Raw genomic sequence first — 17157 nt, 5'->3', positions numbered from 1 at the left:
TTACTATTTACGTGTTAATAAATCATATTCCTCTTCTGTTAACTCTCGGTACGCCCCTCGTTCAAGCGTGGGATCAAGGACTAACTCACCCACTTTTATTCTTTTTAAAAAGGTCACTTTTTTACCGACAGCTGCAAACATCCGTTTCACTTGATGATACTTTCCCTCTGTAATCGTTAGTGTAATCTCAGATACCTGCGCTTGCTTATTAATAATTAATTCAGCAGGCTTAGTCGTGTAGCCATCCTCAAGTGTCACTCCTTGCTTAAATAATTCAATATCACGTTCATTCACTTCTCCTAGTATTTCTGCTACATACGTTTTTGGTACATGCCGTTTGGGCGACATTAATGCATGAGAAAATTGACCATCATTTGTGAGCAAAAGTAAACCCTCTGTATCCTTATCGAGCCTACCGACAGGAAATGGCTCATAGAGGAAATGTTCTTCTCTAAGCAAATCTATGACTGTTTTATGTTCCATGTCTTCTGTTGCTGAAATAACACCCTGCGGCTTATTCATGATCAAATAGATAAATGGTTTATATTCAACAAGTTCTCCTTGTACAGTCACCGAATCTTCTTTAGGATTCACGTGAACTTTGCCGTCCTTCACAAGCTCATCATTTACTCGGACAATCCCTCCTTTTAAAAGTTTCTTTACATCTTTCCTCGTACCATAACCCATATTTGCAAGTAACTTATCTATTCTCATTTACTTCACCTTCCATTTTCACTTTCACTCAGTCCTTCATTACTTTTTCAAATCTCTAGATAAGAAAAAAAGAGTGACTCATCATCTAAGCCCCTACCCAACATCCTAACTCTAGTGTGGGACAGGGCATGTCCTTAAAAGTCACTCTTCTCTTACATTATTTCTTCATCACAACACAATAAATTTTCAAACCATTACACTAAAGAACTAATCCATTCATTTTAATCTTCGGTTTTGAACATATAATTTTTCGTTCTCATTCCTACATTAAGGACTATTCCAACAGCAATCATATTTGTTAATAATGAACTTCCACCATAACTGACAAAAGGTAGTGCCAGACCTGTAATAGGCATTAGACCGACTGTCATGGCAATATTTTCGAATATTTGAAAGACAAGGAATCCAATGACTCCAGAAACGACATACGTTCCATACAAGTTATTACACGTTAAAGCAATAATAATCATTCGATAAAAAATAAGAAAATAGGTGAGAATAAGAATGGTTGCCCCAATAAATCCAAACTCTTCCCCAATGACCGCAAAAATGAAGTCTGTATGAAGTTCTGGGACACTATTACTTTGAGTTTGCACACCTTGTAAGTACCCACTACCATAAAGTTGACCAGATCCAATCCCTTTTAATGCCTCAACTAGTTGATAGCCATATCCAGCTGAGTACTCATAGGGACTAAGCCATCCATAAAAGCGATCAAGCTGATGACTTTTAATAAAGATTGAAAAGATATCAAAGTAATTAAAATATAACCAAACCAGTATGACTACTCCGAATATCACACATGCACCAAGAGCTAACAAAATCCTCCATGAAATTCCTGACATAAGTAGCATCGTTGCCAAAATACTCATGATGACCAATGCAGTTCCAAGATCAGGTTCTTGTAATATCAAGATAAATGGAGGAAAAAAAATCGCAAAAACTTTCGCGACAATGATTAAATCTGATTTTATATCATTTTTTCCTCGTCGATCGACCGTAATATGATAAAGAAGATTCGACATAGCTAGAATCAAGAATATTTTCATAAACTCTGACGGCTGAATCTCTGTAACACCTAGATTTAACCACGACGTTGCCCCATTTCGAAAAATACCTAATGGTGAAAACGAAACAAGAAGCAACAAAGTCATTCCTATTCCATAAAGCAAATATGAAAAATTTTTAAAGATGTCATAATCTATGATCAACATTCCAAACAGCACAACAAATCCAATCACATACCATATGGCTTGACGCTTAACAAAGTATGAAGGATCACCACTATAATACTGGCCAGACCCGCTGTAAATTGCTAGTAAGCTAAAACACATGAGTACAAACAGCAGAAATAATAGTGTGTAATCAATCTGCTGAAAGCCTGATTTACGTTCTTCCATTGCCTCCACCTTCTATTAGAAAACAGCTCTCAAGCTTCTATGAAGCCGAAAGCTGCGTCCCTTCCTTTTGTTCCTTTAATCGTTGTTGACGAATATTATATCGAGATATATTTGCTAAAATCGCAATCGAACTGAGCGTAATTAAAAGCGATGATCCACCATTACTTACTAACGGAAGGGGAATTCCCGTAATCGGTAACATACCCGTAACCGCTCCAACATTAAAGATCACTTGAATTGCAATTTGAAACACAATTCCAAAAGCTAACAAACTGCCAAACGGATTTTTACAACGAGATCCAATTATAACGCCCCTAAACAAAATAATAGAGTGCGCTACTAACACAAATAAAACGCCGAAAATACCAAGCTCTTCTGCGATGATCGCTAAAATAAAATCTGTATGAGGCTCAGGTAAGTAAAGTAATTTCTGGACACTTTGCCCAAGACCAGTTCCACTTAACCCACCATGCGCTATTGCGATATAAGATTGTATTAACTGCAATCCACTATCCCATGGATCAGCAAATGGATCGCGGTAGGACGTTAATCGCTCGACTCGATAAGGAGCAGACAATGCAAAAACAATGAAAAGCGTAGCTCCTACAGCCCCTAATCCGATTAAATGTCTCCATTTTGCACCTGAGAAAAAGACCATAAGGAACGTTACCATTAAAATCGAAGTGGCTGTACCAAGATCTGGCTGTAACATAATCAAACCAAATACAAAACCTACTATCACAAGTGGAGGCATAACGCCCCGTACAAATTGATCAATATAAGCTTGCTTTTGAGAATAGACTTGAGCCAGATAAATAATCATCCCTATTTTGACAAACTCCGATGGTTGGATATTAAGTGGTCCAATACGTATCCATCGTGTCGCCCCGTTAATCTCTTCTCCAAGCCCTGGTATTTTCACCATCACTAACGAAAGAAGAGCCAGCACAATGATAATAGGCGAAAGCTTTTGATAATGCCTGTATGGGAAATGCATGACAAATAGAAAAGCAAAGACAGCTAGTCCAAACCACATAATCTGTCTCTGTATAAAAAAGTAAGGGTCACCTTGAGCACGATCAATTGCCCAAACATAACTAGAACTAAATACCATCAACAAACCGAACCCAGCCAAGAGGAACGTTATGATGATTAGCAACCAATCGTTATCTTTTCGAAATGAATAATTCATCGCGTCCTCCAACCTGCCCAGCCATTTTTTTACCTTTTTTGCTGTTGGTAGCTTGCTTTATTATATCAAACGACATATGAGAGCAAAAGAGGATTTCACTGCCAACACTTGTCGAATCTTAGAAACATTTCCTTCCCTTTAAAGTTTCCTAATATAGTTCTTTTTATAAACGTAAGAGAATGTATCTTTCCGATCTATGATTCATGTTGATGCTTATTTTGTTTATTTAAAAATTTAAACCGGTTTCCAAGTATTTGACCAGCTAAGTTTGACCTGTAGCCTAGATATAAGTAGATGACGGCTCCTACACAAATGCTGATTAGTAAAACAAGAAGAGCATGAAGCCACGATGTTAATGGCAAAAGAGTTTGCATCCCGAGATTGATAACAATTGTTCCAATTGCCATGATAAAAGCAAACAATAGAATGAGCAAACCACGTTTGATAATTAAATCATAACGAAATTCTGCATACTTACCGATCGCCCAAACCGTAATCACAATCGAAACGATGTAACCTAAGAATGTCGCCGCTACCCCTCCCAATGGTCCAAATAACGTAAGCATCCATGTATTTGTAACTAATTTAATAATAAGACCTGCAAGTAGCGCAATAATCGCGAATTTTTGCTTGTTCATCCCTTGTAAAATGGCCGCTGTAACGGCAAATAAAGAAAAGAAAAACGTAATTGGTGCATAGTAACGCAAAATATATCCACCGATCGCTACATCATCGACTCCATATAACGTCGCAAATACAGGATACGAAAGAACAGACAATCCAACTGCAGCAGGAATCGTTAAGAATAGGATAATTTGATACGTCTGAGTAATCTGACGTTGCAATAAATCCCTGTCATTGTTTGTAAACGACTTCGTAATGGTTGGAACCAATGTAATCGATAACGCTGTTGCAAGTGCCATCGGGATTAATATGACTTTATGAGCTGTCCCTGAAAATACAGCAAAAAATGTTTCAGCTTCACTTTGCGTATAGCCAATCCCCTGTAATGTTCGATTAAAGGTTACCATGTCAATCAGCTGAAACAACGGAATCGCCAAACCAACAAATGACAATGGTAAGGCATAAGCAATTAATTCCTTATACATCGCCGGAAGCGAGAGCTGATGATTCGTCCTGCTTTCTTCTACTTGTTTTAAAATATATTTTTTTCGTTTAAACCAATAGACTAGTAAAACAACAAGCCCGCCTAATGCTCCAATAAAAGCTCCAAATACAGCAAAGCCTACTGCAAGCCCTGTGCTTCCATTCATGATTTGAACAATTGCAAACGTAATCGCTAAAATAAACACTACCCGAACTATTTGTTCAACCACCTGGGAAACAGCTGTTGGTCCCATTGATTGAAAGCCTTGGAAATATCCACGGATTATAGACATAATCGGTACAATAATGAGCGCGACACTAACCATTCGAATCGTAAACACGATGTCGTTAAAAGAGTTTCCTTCTAAGCTAGAAGGATTAGTAATAACCAATGGAACAATTGCAGGTGCTAACATAAAAAGGATGAGAAATGCAATAAATCCTGAAATCGACATAATCACTAGACCCGATTTAAAAAGTCGATAACCAGTATGAAAATCTCCTAATGCATTATATTTCGACACAAATTTTGAAACAGCAAGTGGAACACCTAGTGTAGCTAAGCTTAGCAACACTGTATAAGGTAAATATCCATAATTATAAAGGGCAATCCCTGTTTGACCAACAATCGCTGTAAATGGGAACAAATAAATAAGTCCAAGTATTTTTGAAGCAAGTGTAGCTGCGCTAAGCACCATGGTACCGCGCATTAATTTTGAATCTGCCATCCACGATTCCTTCTTTCATCATACTCATGTGTTTGTTAAACTACTTTTGCATTTTACCACAGTCATCCGATGATTGCTTGCCTATCACATCATTCCTTTTTCTAAAGAAACATGCTACTGTATCTGATAGAGAAAGATGCGCAAGTACTAATTCGTGATGTTTAAATCGTCAAACATTTTTAAACATCCTTTAATGAGGTGAATACATTATGAACTACGACGTCATCATCATCGGTGGTGGACCTGCCGGCTTAATGGCTTCGATCGCTTCTGCTGAACATGGGGCGAGGGTTCTTCTTGTGGATAAAGGTGACAAGCTAGGACGAAAACTAGCGATATCTGGTGGAGGACGATGTAATGTAACGAATCGAATGGATATTGACGAACTCATTGCCCATATACCAGGAAACGGCCGTTTTATGCATAGTCCCTTTTCTGTTTTTAACAACGAGAATATTATTCAATTTTTTGAAGGGCTCGGAATTAAATTGAAGGAAGAAGATCGCGGACGAATGTTTCCTGTAAATGACAAAGCAACGACAGTCGTTTCAACATTATTAAACCGTGTACGTAAACTCGGTGTTCACATTCGGACGAATACAGCAGTAAAGACGATTAAATATACAGAAGAAGCTGTATCAGAAGTGATTTTGCAAAATGGTGAGTTCATTAAAACATTTGCTGTCATTGTTGCAACAGGTGGAAAATCAGTTCCTCACACTGGAAGTACAGGTGACGGTTATCCATGGGCCGAAAAAGCGGGACACACAATTACAGAGTTATATCCGACAGAAGTGCCGATTACGTCTAACGAACGATTTATTAAAAATAAATCATTACAAGGGCTATCGTTGCGTGACATTGAGTTAACTGTGTTTAACCCAAAAGGCAAGAAAATAAAAACGCATGATGGCGATATGATTTTTACTCATTTTGGCTTGTCTGGTCCAGCAGCACTGCGTTGTAGTCAATATGTCGTAAAGGCTCTAAAAAAGTTTAAGACAAACACCTTGAAGATGGAGGTCGATTTATTTCCTCAGTACTCTGAAGAAGACATCTTCCAACAGTTGTTAGCACGCGCGAAAGCAGAACCTAAGAAATCATTAAAAAATAATCTAAAAGGTTTTGCACCAGAACGATTTTTATTATTTGTTTATGAGAAGTTGGCTATTGATACACAGGCTATCTCCCAAACAGTCTCTCATGAGGTCTGGCGCTCTCTTGCACAAATTTGTAAGCATTTTGAGATCAATGTTAACGGGACACTCTCGATTGAAAAAGCATTTGTAACAGGGGGCGGTGTCTCCATTAAAGAAATTGAGCCAAAAACGATGCAATCAAAAAAGAAGAAAGGCTTGTATTTCTGCGGAGAAGTGCTTGATATTCATGGATACACAGGTGGTTATAACATTACATGTGCGTTTTCCACAGGTTATACAGCAGGAAAAGCAGCAGCAGAACAGCTTGTTCACAACTAATATCCACAGTTTCAACAGACCAACACTAACTATCCACAACGATTTCAAAAATCGACAAAACATTTTCATTTACGCTGATTAACTTGTGAATAACTTTATTTATCCACAAAACAATCCACATTATGAACAATTCTGTTCATTTAAGACGAATAAAAGAGGTCGGCTCAACGTTCGAGTCGACCTCTTATCCATTACCCTACAACGATATTTACTAGTTTGCCTGGAACAGCAATGACTTTGCGAATCGTTTTATTACCGATCGCTTCTTGAACTTTCTCATCCTGTTTCGCGACTTCTTCCATTTGCTCACGACTAGAGTCAGCTGGAATGACTAGCTTCGCTTTTACTTTACCGTTGATTTGTACAACGACTTCAATCTCATTTTCAACTAGCATCGCTTCGTCAAATGTTGGCCAAGACTCATAAGAAATTGTTTCTGCATGACCAAGCTTCTCCCATAGCTCTTCTGCTAAGTGTGGCACGATTGGGGATAACATTCTCACGAAGCCTTCCATCAAGTCACGTGGCAATACATCTTGCTTATAGCCTTCGTTAATAAAGACCATCATTTGCGAAATGGCTACATTGAAACGCAACTCTGTCATATCTTCTGTAATCTTTTTCACAGATTGATGATACACACGTGCAAAGCTTTCTTCGGCAGGGACATCTTGAATCGCCTTGCTTAATTCACCTGTTTCTTCGTCAACAAAAAGACGCCATACACGATCTAGGAAACGACGTGACCCATCTAAACCATTTGTAGACCAAGCAATTGAACCGTCTAGTGGTCCCATAAACATTTCGTACAAGCGTAATGTATCCGCACCATGACTTGCTACAACGTCATCAGGATTCACAACATTACCCTTTGATTTACTCATTTTCTCGTTGTTTTCCCCAAGAATCATCCCTTGGTTATAGAGCTTTTGGAATGGCTCTTTCGTTGTGACAACACCGATATCATAAAGAACCTTATGCCAGAAGCGCGCATATAACAAGTGAAGAACAGCATGCTCTGCTCCGCCAATATAAATATCAACAGGAAGCCATTTTTTCAACTTCTCTGGATCTGCTAAAGCTTCTGTATTATTTGGATCGATGAAACGAAGGTAATACCAGCAGCTTCCTGCCCATTGTGGCATCGTGTTCGTTTCACGACGACCCTTCATACCCGTTTGTGGGTCCGTTACTTCAATCCAGTCAGTTGCATTGGCAAGTGGTGATTCACCTGTGCCCGATGGCTTGATTTCCTTCATTATCGGTAAAGCCAGCGGAAGCTCACTTTCAGGCACCGTTGTCATTGTACCGTCTTCCCAATGAATGACAGGAATTGGCTCACCCCAATAACGCTGACGGCTGAATAACCAGTCACGTAGACGGTACGTGATTTGCTTCTTACCGTAATGGTTGGCCTCAAGCCAGTCAATCATATTGCGGATTGCCGCTTCCTTACCAAGCCCATTTAAAAAGTCAGAATTCACATGTTCCCCGTCGCCAGCGTATGCTTCTTCCTCAATATTTCCACCAGCAACAACTTCACGGATGTTCAAGTCGAATTTCTTTGCAAATTCATAGTCACGCTCATCATGAGCAGGTACAGCCATAATCGCCCCTGTTCCATAACTAACGAGGACATAATCCGCTATCCAAATCGGAATACTCTCACCATTCACAGGGTTCACAGCAAATGCACCAGTGAAGACACCCGTTTTATCTTTTGATAATTCCGTCCGCTCTAAATCACTTTTCGCTGCTACTTTCGCCTTGTAGCTATCTACTTCTTCTTGCTGTTCTGCGGTTGTAATCACATTAACAAGCTTATGCTCTGGAGCTAGCACCATATACGTTGCACCAAAAAGCGTGTCAGGACGAGTTGTGAACACCTTCACTTCCTCATTATCGTGCCCATCAACCTTAAATGTAACTTCAGCCCCTTCAGAGCGTCCGATCCAGTTGCGCTGCATATCCTTAATGCTCTCAGGCCAGTCAAGCTCCTCAAGATCTTCAAGTAAGCGATCTGCATATGCCGTAATTTTTAACATCCATTGCTTCATTGGACGGCGTTCAACTGGATGTCCACCGCGCTCACTTTTCCCATCAATGACTTCTTCATTCGCAAGAACTGTTCCAAGTGCTGGACACCAGTTAACCGCTACCTCATCAACATAAGCTAGTCCTTTTTCATATAGCTTCGTAAAAATCCACTGTGTCCATTTATAATAGCCAGGATCTGTCGTATTAATTTCACGATCCCAATCATAGGAGAAACCAAGCTCTTTAATTTGACGACGGAAATTATCGATATTTTGCTTCGTAAAAATGGCAGGGTCGTTTCCTGTATCAAGTGCATACTGCTCTGCTGGTAAACCAAATGCATCCCATCCCATTGGGTGAAGAACATTATAGCCTTGCATACGCTTCATACGTGATAAAATATCCGTTGCTGTATAGCCTTCTGGATGCCCTACATGCAGACCTGCTCCAGATGGATAAGGGAACATGTCCAGTGCATAGAACTTCGGCTTTGCATCATCTTCTCCTGTACGAAACGTCTTATTTTCTTCCCAATATTTCTGCCACTTTTTCTCTACTTGTTGATGTGAAAATGACATTGCTTTTCATCCTCCTGTTTCCTAGCCATTTTGTTCACTTGACGATAAGCACCTGAGTGTTCATGCTTAAAAAATAAAAACTCCCGTCCCCAACATAAAATGTTGTCAGGGACGAGAGTCTATATACTTCCCGCGGTACCACCCACATTAATGAATTATCAACTATTCATTCGCTCTTCACGTATAACGGACGTGACCCGTTGAAAGCTACTACTCTTTTCACTTTCAAAACTCTAAGGTGAGTTCATCATATTTGTTCGACTGACTTGCACCACCCGTCAGTTCTCTTGATTCCCAATTATGACTACTAATCCTTTTCTACGTCAGCATATGAACTTACTTGTATTGTATGAATTCGTACGTACACTGTCAAGCCGTGTCGTTATCTTGCTAAGTAGAATCCTAAAAAAACAGTCATTTCACTCAAGTTCTACTAATCGTGTCTTTGGTGTTCCCTCCTTAGCGTGCTAAAATGATTGTTAAGCATGAAAAAGAAAGGTGATATCATTTGATCGAACATAATTGGTTTGGAGATAAACGTTACTATTCTTGGAATCAGCACCTTCGTGATCACTTTGACGAAAAGATCTTCAAAATTCCGCTTGATGCTGGCTTTGATTGTCCAAATCGCGACGGGAATGTTGCTTTCGGTGGGTGTACATTTTGTAGTGAGAGAGGCTCTGGCGATTTTGCAGGCGATCGAAAAGATGACCTCGTCACCCAATTTCATACGATTAAAGAGCGTATGCATAAGAAATGGAAGTCTGGAAAATACATCGGCTATTTTCAAGCCTACACAAACACCTATGCGCCTGTTGAGACATTAAAGGAGTATTATGAAGTAATTTTGCAACAAGAGGGTGTTGTCGGGCTTGCGATTGCAACAAGGCCCGATTGCTTACCTGATGACGTCGTTGAATATTTAGCAGAGCTCAATAAACGCACCTACCTTTGGGTGGAGCTTGGCCTGCAAACCGTTCACGAACGCACAGCTCTGCTCATTAACCGTGCCCATGACTACAACTGTTATGTAGAAGGGGTTAAAAAGTTGCGTAAGCATGGTATTCGTGTCTGTGCTCACATTATTAACGGTCTGTCTCTTGAAGACCACAACATGATGATGGAAACAACTAGAGAAGTTGCGAAACTGGACGTACAAGGCATTAAAATCCATCTTCTTCATCTTTTAAAGAAGACACCTATGGTGAAGCAATTTGAAAAAGGATTAGTTGAACTAATGAGCTTTGAAGACTATATCAATCTCGTCGTCGACCAACTCGAAATCATTCCACCTACCATGATGATTCATCGTCTAACAGGAGACGGTCCAGCTGATTTGATGATTGGACCAATGTGGAGTATGAACAAATGGTCTGTATTAAATGCGATTGAAGCAGAACTTGTTCGTCGAAATAGTTGGCAAGGGAAATATTATCAGAAAGAGAAGGTTCAAATACGATGAAAGTACTCGGCGTTTTGCCCTTTGCTCGTTTTCTAATTGAAAACGTTCTACAACCTGGTGATTGTGCCATTGACTGCACTGTCGGCAATGGACATGATACCATTTTTCTTGCCAAGCTTGTTGGTGAAAATGGACATGTCTTTGGTTTTGATATTCAAGCACAAGCAATATCTAGCACGACGACAAGGCTAAATGAAGAAAAGCTTGGTGATCGTGTGACGTTATTTCAAATTGGCCATGAACATGTTCTTGATACCATTCCTAAGCAAAGTCAGTCAAAGATTAAAGCAGCGATTTTTAACCTTGGTTATTTACCAGGCGGTGATAAAACCATTGTGACGAAACCCACTTCAACCCTTGCAGCTATTAGCGTATTGCTCGACCTTATGCCAAAAGGTGGCACAATTGTTTTAGTGATCTATCACGGCCATGAAGAAGGCCAAATCGAGAAAGATCATGTACTCACATTTGTCGAACAAATCGACCAGCGGATGGCCCACGTATTAAAATATGAATTCATTAATCAAGCAAACAATCCCCCATTTGTTATCGCAATTGAGAAGAGGTAGTTCCAGACAAAACAATTTTTCACTTAAAAATGAGAAAATACACTTAAATTGGAGGGGTTTAACGTGACATTATTAGATACCGTATTAACACACAATCAACAGTTCGTCGACACAAAAGAATATGAACGATTCCAAACAACAAATTTCCCTGACAAAAAAGTCGTCATTTTAACATGTATGGATACCCGCTTACTTGAACTTCTACCAAATGCATTAAATATCAAAAACGGAGATGCAAAGATTATTAAAAATGCAGGCGCTATTATCTCTCACCCTTATGGTAGTATTATGCGCAGTATACTGGTGGCTATCTATGCCCTTCAAGCAGACGAGGTGATGATTATTGGACACCATGGTTGCGGGATGGTAGGCATGGAGGCTAGTACAATTCTTAAGAAAGCAAAAGAACGCGGAGTCGATATGGATTTAATCGAGAAGCTTGAATACTCTGGTATCGACATCAATAAGTTTCTTACTGGCTTCCAAAAAGTTGAAGATAATGTGAAGAACAGCGTAGACATGATCAACAACCACCCACTTTTTCCTCGAGGTATTCCTGTACACGGACTTGTGATTAGTCCTGAAACAGGGAAATTAGATTTAGTAGTCAACGGTTATTAAATGAAATAAATCACATGAAAGAATGCTATTAGCTTCAGTCTAATAGCTCTTCTTAACATACTAACGAAAAAGGGGGAAAGCCGCCACGGCTTATCCCCCCTTTTACTGTACCTAGCTGATATGTTATTTTCCCCGACGGAACATCCAGGTATTTAAATAGAAGATTGCGGTAGATAATCCACCCGTTTTGATCATTTGTTTTGATTTCTTTTTCATTTCCTTATCTTTTTGAACTTTTTCGTCAGCAATGTAGAGTGCAATCATCCCACGATTCATCATTCGATGAAATTCTGGATCAGGTAGCTTTGATAAACTCTTTTCAGCTTGATCAGCAAAGAAACGGAATCGTTCAATCATTTGCTCTTCACTGTCATAATAAAATAAAAAATTTAATTCATCGTCAGCAATATCTTCTTCTTGGTCTATAAAATAGTCGAGCAGAAGATGGAGTCCTTGCACCCATGGGAAGTAGCCACTCTTGATAACAGCAGCCGTTTCTTCTGGTAAATCAGATTTTGTCGCATAGGTTGCTAGTGAATAGATTCCTAGAGTCGAGCCCGTACAGGCAGAGAATTCAAACCATGTCATCTCAGGCACCTTATGGCGATGCTCTTCAAACCACGCTTCAAGACGAGGTATTCTCTCCTCTTTTTTCACGTGCTTATGGACCTGTAAATCTCCGTAGTATCCACTTAGTTCTAGCATACTCGCTTGAACCTTATCAAATGAAGGAAACGTCGATAGAATATCCTGACAGGTTTGAACAAGAGCATGCAAGTACCCACCGTCTTCTTGCTCCTTACGATACTGATAATAATTTTTTGGTGTTGCTCCTGGCGTTAGCGCATCAAGAAGCGCCTGGTGAAGAGAACGAAAATCATTTGGGTCAAGCGCAGGGCTCTGGTCACATAAATTATCTAAATAATCGCATGTAATTTGGTAAGCGATAATAAACTGAATCAGATCATCGAAGCGGTCTCTAGCAACAAGACCATATACGCCACCGCCCTCACAATGAAACGCCTTTTTCTCTAGCGCATCCTGTGCCTGTGAGCGAAGTTCTGGGTCTGGTATTGTTTTCGCCTTTTCTTTCCATTGATTAAAATAGCGATGAACCGTCGGAATGACCTCACGATAAATATTTATAAGTAATGGGATTGGTTTTGTCGGGACGTTCAACAGGTATTCCTCCTCCGTATATATACACAATTAGTACCTTAGCATAAATAGACACCGACAACAATGGACATCATTTGAACATAAGATTGAAAAAAATTGGTGCTTTATTAAACTAGATAAGACCAAGAGAAAGCCACCCTCTTTTTCATGGAGAGTAGCTTTGCGATTATATTATGGAAGAAGGAGATTCACAAACCCAATTGCGTACCTATAAACATCTTCACGCTCTGGCTCATTAAAAACCTCATGATAAAGTCCTTCCCACTCTTTATAATACTTCTCTGTTACCGACAATTGGTCAAACCAATCGCGAACATCGAATTTATTGACAAGTAAATCATCGCCCGCTTGTAAAACAAGGAGAGGAATGTCTGGAAACTTCTCAGGATAACGGTTGGCTAAACGTATCGCCTTTGTTAATTCTTGATACCATCTCGCAGAAACCTTTGTCACCCGTAGCTCATCCTTTAAATAGGCCGCTCGAATTTCGTCATTTCGCGTCACATGTTCAGATTTAATACCAGAGTTCGCACTGACTGTTGGAGCAATGCGGTGCAACAGCTTTGTTGCCATCTCTTTTGTCTTTGTTGGAGGCTGACTTAATCCTAAACACGGAGACGATAAAATAACGCCGCTAATCAATGCTATATTACGTTCCATTAACGTACGAATGACTATAAGACCGCCCATACTATGGCCTAAAAGAATAATAGGAAGCTCTCTTTGTCTCGCTTCATCTAGCCATCCTTCTACTGTATCTAAATATTGATTAAAAGATTGGATATGACCTCTTTTTCCTCTCGTTTTACCTTGCCCAGGTAAATCTCCCATAATCACTTCAAATCCATGATCATTCCACTTCTTTGCGAGCCACTGATATCTTGCATGATGCTCACCAGCACCATGTACAACGACGACAACCCCTCTTGGCTCATCTACTTCCCATTTCCACATGTTCATTCCCCCTTAACGCTTCTTTTTGAAAAGAAGAAGCATGACTGCCAACTTTGCGTTAAAATAAGTATAGCGATTTTTCGACTAAACGCAAAGGATGTGTAACAATGATCTATCCGTATCAGAACAAATATCCTACGATTTCAGAAAGCGCTTTTATTGCTGATGGGGTAACCATCACAGGAGACGTTACGATTGGGGATGAATCGAGCATATGGTTTCAAACTGTCATTCGCGGTGATGTCTCGCCTACAGTAATCGGAAAACGAGTAAACATCCAAGATCAATCTATGCTTCATCAAAGTCCAAAATATCCACTGATTATAGAGGATGATGTGACAGTCGGACATCAAGTCATGCTTCATAGTTGTACGATCAAAAAGAATGCATTGATTGGGATGGGGTCAATTGTGCTTGATGGTGCTGAAATTGGTGAGGGTGCTTTTATTGGAGCAGGAAGTCTTGTTCCACCAGGTAAGAAAATCCCTCCAAATTGCTTAGCCTTTGGTAGACCAGCACAAGTCGTTCGTGAGCTTAAACAAGTGGACTTAGAAGATATGGCTCGCATTCGTCGCGAATACGTTGAAAAAGGGCAACATTATAAGAAAGTTATTGCAGAAGCATTACAAAATAAAGAAAGCAGAATATGATGCTTGTCTGAAAGTCCTGTCAATACATCAGGACTTTTTTCTTTTCATAGAAATCATTCATGAGATTATGCTTTAAACCTAGGATGAATGGCTTTATTTTTTTCTGTCCAACCAAGAAAGAACCAACTTTTTGCAAAAAATAAAACAAAAAATGAATAATAGTGATTATTATTATCAATACTAAAGGTAAGAAAAGAGCGAGTGAATCGCTCTTCTCTTCTGCTATTACCCCAATGGTTCAAATGTTTTACAATCTGTTTCTTCCGTACGATTAGCTCGCTCTCCTTTGTGACTAACTACATAAATTCGATCGGCTTCACATTGATTACCGCTTTTCCAATACGTACAATTATTTACTTCACACAATACATCTTTCGCCATATTAAGTCACCCCCTCTCCTTACAAATAGCTTAACCAGTTCGGCTCATCTACATACTTAAGGTAAATGGAGCGCTACGAGTCCATTCAACTAAAAGAAGCCCCTAAATCGAATTTCACGATTTTAGGGGCTTCTCTCTTGTCATTAAAGACCTGCTTGTTCTTTTAAAGTAGTAGCCTTATCTGTTTTTTCCCAAGGTAGATCAACATCTGTACGGCCAAAGTGACCATATGCAGCTGTTTGCTTATAAATAGGACGACGAAGATCAAGCATTTTAATAATACCTGCTGGACGTAGGTCAAAGTTATCACGAATAAGCGTTACAAGTGTTTCTTCCGATACTTTTCCTGTTCCAAATGTATCAACAGAGATTGATACTGGTCGAGCAACACCAATTGCATAAGCAAGTTGAACTTCACACTTATCAGCAAGTCCTGCAGCTACAATATTTTTCGCTACGTAACGTGCTGCATATGCTCCTGAGCGGTCAACTTTTGTTGCATCTTTACCAGAGAATGCACCACCACCATGACGTGCATAGCCGCCGTACGTATCAACGATAATCTTACGGCCTGTTAGACCAGCGTCTCCTTGAGGACCACCAATAACAAAGCGTCCAGTTGGATTAATGAAATACTTTGTATTTTCATCAATTAATTCTGCTGGAACAACTGGCTTTATAACCTGTTCCTTCAGGTCACTTTGAATTTGCTCAAGTGTTGCTTCTGGATGATGCTGTGTGGAGATCACAATTGTATCAATACGAGCTGGTTTACCATCTTCATCATATTCCACTGTTACTTGCGTTTTTCCGTCTGGACGAAGGTAATCAAGAATTTCTTCTTTACGAACTTCTGTTAAACGACGCGCGATCTTATGGCTCAAAGAAATCGGAAGTGGCATTAACTCTTCTGTTTCATTATTTGCATATCCGAACATTAAACCTTGGTCACCTGCACCAATTGCTTCAATCTCTTCATCCGTCATTTGCCCTTCACGTGCTTCGAGTGCCGTGTCAACACCTTGTGCAATATCAGCAGACTGTTCATCAATTGATGTTAAAACAGCACTTGTTTCATAATCAAAGCCATACTTTGCACGAATATAACCAATTCCTTTAATCGTTTCACGAACAATTTTCGGAATGTCTACATACGTACTTGTTGTAATTTCACCCGCTACAAGCACTAAACCTGTCGTTACCGACGTTTCACACGCAACACGTGCATTCGGATCATTCTTTAAAATTTCATCTAGGATGGCATCTGAAATTTGGTCACAAATCTTATCTGGATGCCCTTCTGTTACAGATTCTGATGTAAATAAACGACGACTTTTCTTCTCTAGCATGATTATTTTCCTCCTTTAACACTGCTATCTCTAGCATGTACCTTTCTTTGAGACGGCACTCATGTCCCACCGAATGGGAGATACCTTCCTGTTAAAGACGTATATAAACGAAAAAACCCTTTTCCATTGAGGAAAAGGGTTGAATGTTTACCTTTCGCCTCTTATCGTTCAAGGCTAATGCCTTGCAGGTTAGCACCTTTTCACTCATGGCAATAAGTGTCGGTTGCTGGGCTTCGTCGGGCCTGTCCCTCCGCCTACTCAGGATAAGAGTATCCGTATGATGCACATCATATCGTACATCCCCCCTCGTGTCAACCTGTAAACTCAACACAAGGTTCAATCATGACGATAAGTCTGATGAAGTTAATCACTCAACAGACTTAAAAACGTATTGATAGCTCTGCCTTTAATAAGGTGTATGGTCTTGTTTCCTATTTTGTTCTTCTTGCTCTCTACGTAGTTCTTCTTTTATGCGCATCCTCATTAATTCATCTTGATTATCTCTTGGCTTTACTTGACTGTACACACCACTTGCCGTTAAACCAATGATAAGAGCCATGAGAAACTGTTCTCCCCACTCTCTTGGCATAAACCAAAGAACACACGCGATCCCAATTGCCATTAGAGCTCGGTAGCGACTATCAATTGAAAAGATATTCCCAATCACAGTTACTAATGCAGCTACAACAGCAGATACTGTGGCAATGTCGAGCATAGACACTTGATCCATATTAAGTTCCCCCTCTCTTTTGCTTCAT

Annotated in this window: 15 protein-coding genes, 1 riboswitch and 1 other annotated feature; of the genes, 5 read left to right on the top strand and 10 right to left on the bottom strand. The window is 39.8% G+C overall.

Annotated features, from left to right (window positions below):
* Positions 1 to 3: 3 nt before the first annotated feature.
* The 4 genes from IQ10_RS07825 to IQ10_RS07810 all read right to left on the bottom strand — a co-directional run bounded on the left by IQ10_RS07825 (position 4) and on the right by IQ10_RS07810 (position 5141).
* The gene (locus IQ10_RS07825; protein ID WP_144449939.1) at positions 4 to 714 is read right to left on the bottom strand and encodes a pseudouridine synthase; all 711 of its coding nucleotides are present in this window, start codon (positions 712 to 714) and stop codon (positions 4 to 6) included.
* A 221-nt stretch (positions 715 to 935) separates the two neighbouring features.
* Entirely contained in the window at positions 936 to 2114 is a 1179-nt protein-coding gene (rodA, locus tag IQ10_RS07820) for a rod shape-determining protein RodA (RefSeq protein ID WP_144449938.1), read from the bottom strand.
* A 37-nt stretch (positions 2115 to 2151) separates the two neighbouring features.
* Positions 2152 to 3306, bottom strand: a complete 1155-nt coding sequence (ftsW, locus tag IQ10_RS07815) for a putative lipid II flippase FtsW (RefSeq protein ID WP_144449937.1) — start codon at positions 3304 to 3306, stop codon at positions 2152 to 2154.
* A 194-nt stretch (positions 3307 to 3500) separates the two neighbouring features.
* Positions 3501 to 5141 (bottom strand): putative polysaccharide biosynthesis protein, encoded by a 1641-nt coding sequence (locus IQ10_RS07810; protein WP_144449936.1) that lies wholly within the window; start codon positions 5139 to 5141, stop codon positions 3501 to 3503.
* A gap of 209 nt (positions 5142 to 5350) precedes the next feature.
* Between IQ10_RS07810 and IQ10_RS07805 the strand changes: the two genes are divergently transcribed.
* Entirely contained in the window at positions 5351 to 6619 is a 1269-nt protein-coding gene (locus IQ10_RS07805; RefSeq protein WP_144449935.1) for a BaiN/RdsA family NAD(P)/FAD-dependent oxidoreductase, read from the top strand.
* 191 nt (positions 6620 to 6810) lie between these two features.
* On the opposite strand, the gene leuS is transcribed toward IQ10_RS07805, so the two are convergent.
* Entirely contained in the window at positions 6811 to 9234 is a 2424-nt protein-coding gene (gene leuS, locus IQ10_RS07800; protein WP_144449934.1) for a leucine--tRNA ligase, read from the bottom strand.
* A 104-nt stretch (positions 9235 to 9338) separates the two neighbouring features.
* Positions 9339 to 9564: a binding site (T-box leader), on the bottom strand.
* Between the two features lie 178 nt (positions 9565 to 9742).
* On the opposite strand from leuS, the gene mnmL reads away from it, so the two are divergent.
* The 3 genes from mnmL (at position 9743) to IQ10_RS07785 (ending at position 11886) form a co-directional block, all read left to right on the top strand.
* A complete protein-coding gene (mnmL, locus tag IQ10_RS07795) occupies positions 9743 to 10696 on the top strand; it encodes a tRNA modification radical SAM protein MnmL/YtqA (RefSeq protein WP_144449933.1) in 954 nt (317 codons plus the stop codon).
* On the top strand, positions 10693 to 11265 hold the full coding sequence (mnmM, locus tag IQ10_RS07790) for a tRNA 5-(aminomethyl)-2-thiouridylate-methyltransferase MnmM (protein ID WP_144449932.1): 573 nt from the start codon (positions 10693 to 10695) through the stop codon (positions 11263 to 11265). The genes mnmL and mnmM overlap by 4 nt, the downstream gene beginning before the upstream one ends.
* Positions 11266 to 11328: 63 nt before the next feature.
* On the top strand, positions 11329 to 11886 hold the full coding sequence (locus tag IQ10_RS07785) for a beta-class carbonic anhydrase (RefSeq protein WP_144449931.1): 558 nt from the start codon (positions 11329 to 11331) through the stop codon (positions 11884 to 11886).
* A gap of 123 nt (positions 11887 to 12009) precedes the next feature.
* Here IQ10_RS07785 and IQ10_RS07780 read toward each other — a convergent pair whose 3' ends face one another.
* On the bottom strand, positions 12010 to 13065 hold the full coding sequence (locus tag IQ10_RS07780) for a tetraprenyl-beta-curcumene synthase family protein (RefSeq protein WP_144449930.1): 1056 nt from the start codon (positions 13063 to 13065) through the stop codon (positions 12010 to 12012).
* Between the two features lie 171 nt (positions 13066 to 13236).
* Positions 13237 to 14019, bottom strand: a complete 783-nt coding sequence (locus tag IQ10_RS07775) for an alpha/beta hydrolase (protein ID WP_144449929.1) — start codon at positions 14017 to 14019, stop codon at positions 13237 to 13239.
* 107 nt (positions 14020 to 14126) lie between these two features.
* Between IQ10_RS07775 and IQ10_RS07770 the strand changes: the two genes are divergently transcribed.
* Complete coding sequence (locus tag IQ10_RS07770) at positions 14127 to 14669, top strand: gamma carbonic anhydrase (protein ID WP_144449928.1); 543 nt, start codon at positions 14127 to 14129, stop codon at positions 14667 to 14669.
* Positions 14670 to 14894: 225 nt separating this feature from the next.
* Here IQ10_RS07770 and IQ10_RS07765 read toward each other — a convergent pair whose 3' ends face one another.
* From IQ10_RS07765 to IQ10_RS07755, 3 genes are all read right to left on the bottom strand, one after another.
* Complete coding sequence (locus IQ10_RS07765) at positions 14895 to 15050, bottom strand: DUF1540 domain-containing protein (RefSeq protein ID WP_144449927.1); 156 nt, start codon at positions 15048 to 15050, stop codon at positions 14895 to 14897.
* A 143-nt stretch (positions 15051 to 15193) separates the two neighbouring features.
* Positions 15194 to 16399, bottom strand: coding sequence for a methionine adenosyltransferase (metK, locus tag IQ10_RS07760; protein ID WP_144449926.1), 1206 nt, complete (start codon positions 16397 to 16399; stop codon positions 15194 to 15196).
* A 158-nt stretch (positions 16400 to 16557) separates the two neighbouring features.
* Positions 16558 to 16669, bottom strand: a riboswitch (SAM riboswitch).
* A gap of 136 nt (positions 16670 to 16805) precedes the next feature.
* Positions 16806 to 17129, bottom strand: a complete 324-nt coding sequence (locus IQ10_RS07755; RefSeq protein ID WP_144449925.1) for a hypothetical protein — start codon at positions 17127 to 17129, stop codon at positions 16806 to 16808.
* Between the last annotated feature and the right edge of the window lie 28 nt (positions 17130 to 17157).

The organism is Halalkalibacter nanhaiisediminis, from assembly GCF_007830185.1.
GTDB classification, from domain to species: Bacteria; Bacillota; Bacilli; order Bacillales; family Bacillaceae_D; genus Halalkalibacter; species Halalkalibacter nanhaiisediminis.
Note: the sequence above shows the minus strand (reverse complement) of the source record. Positions and strands in the feature narration are given on the sequence as shown.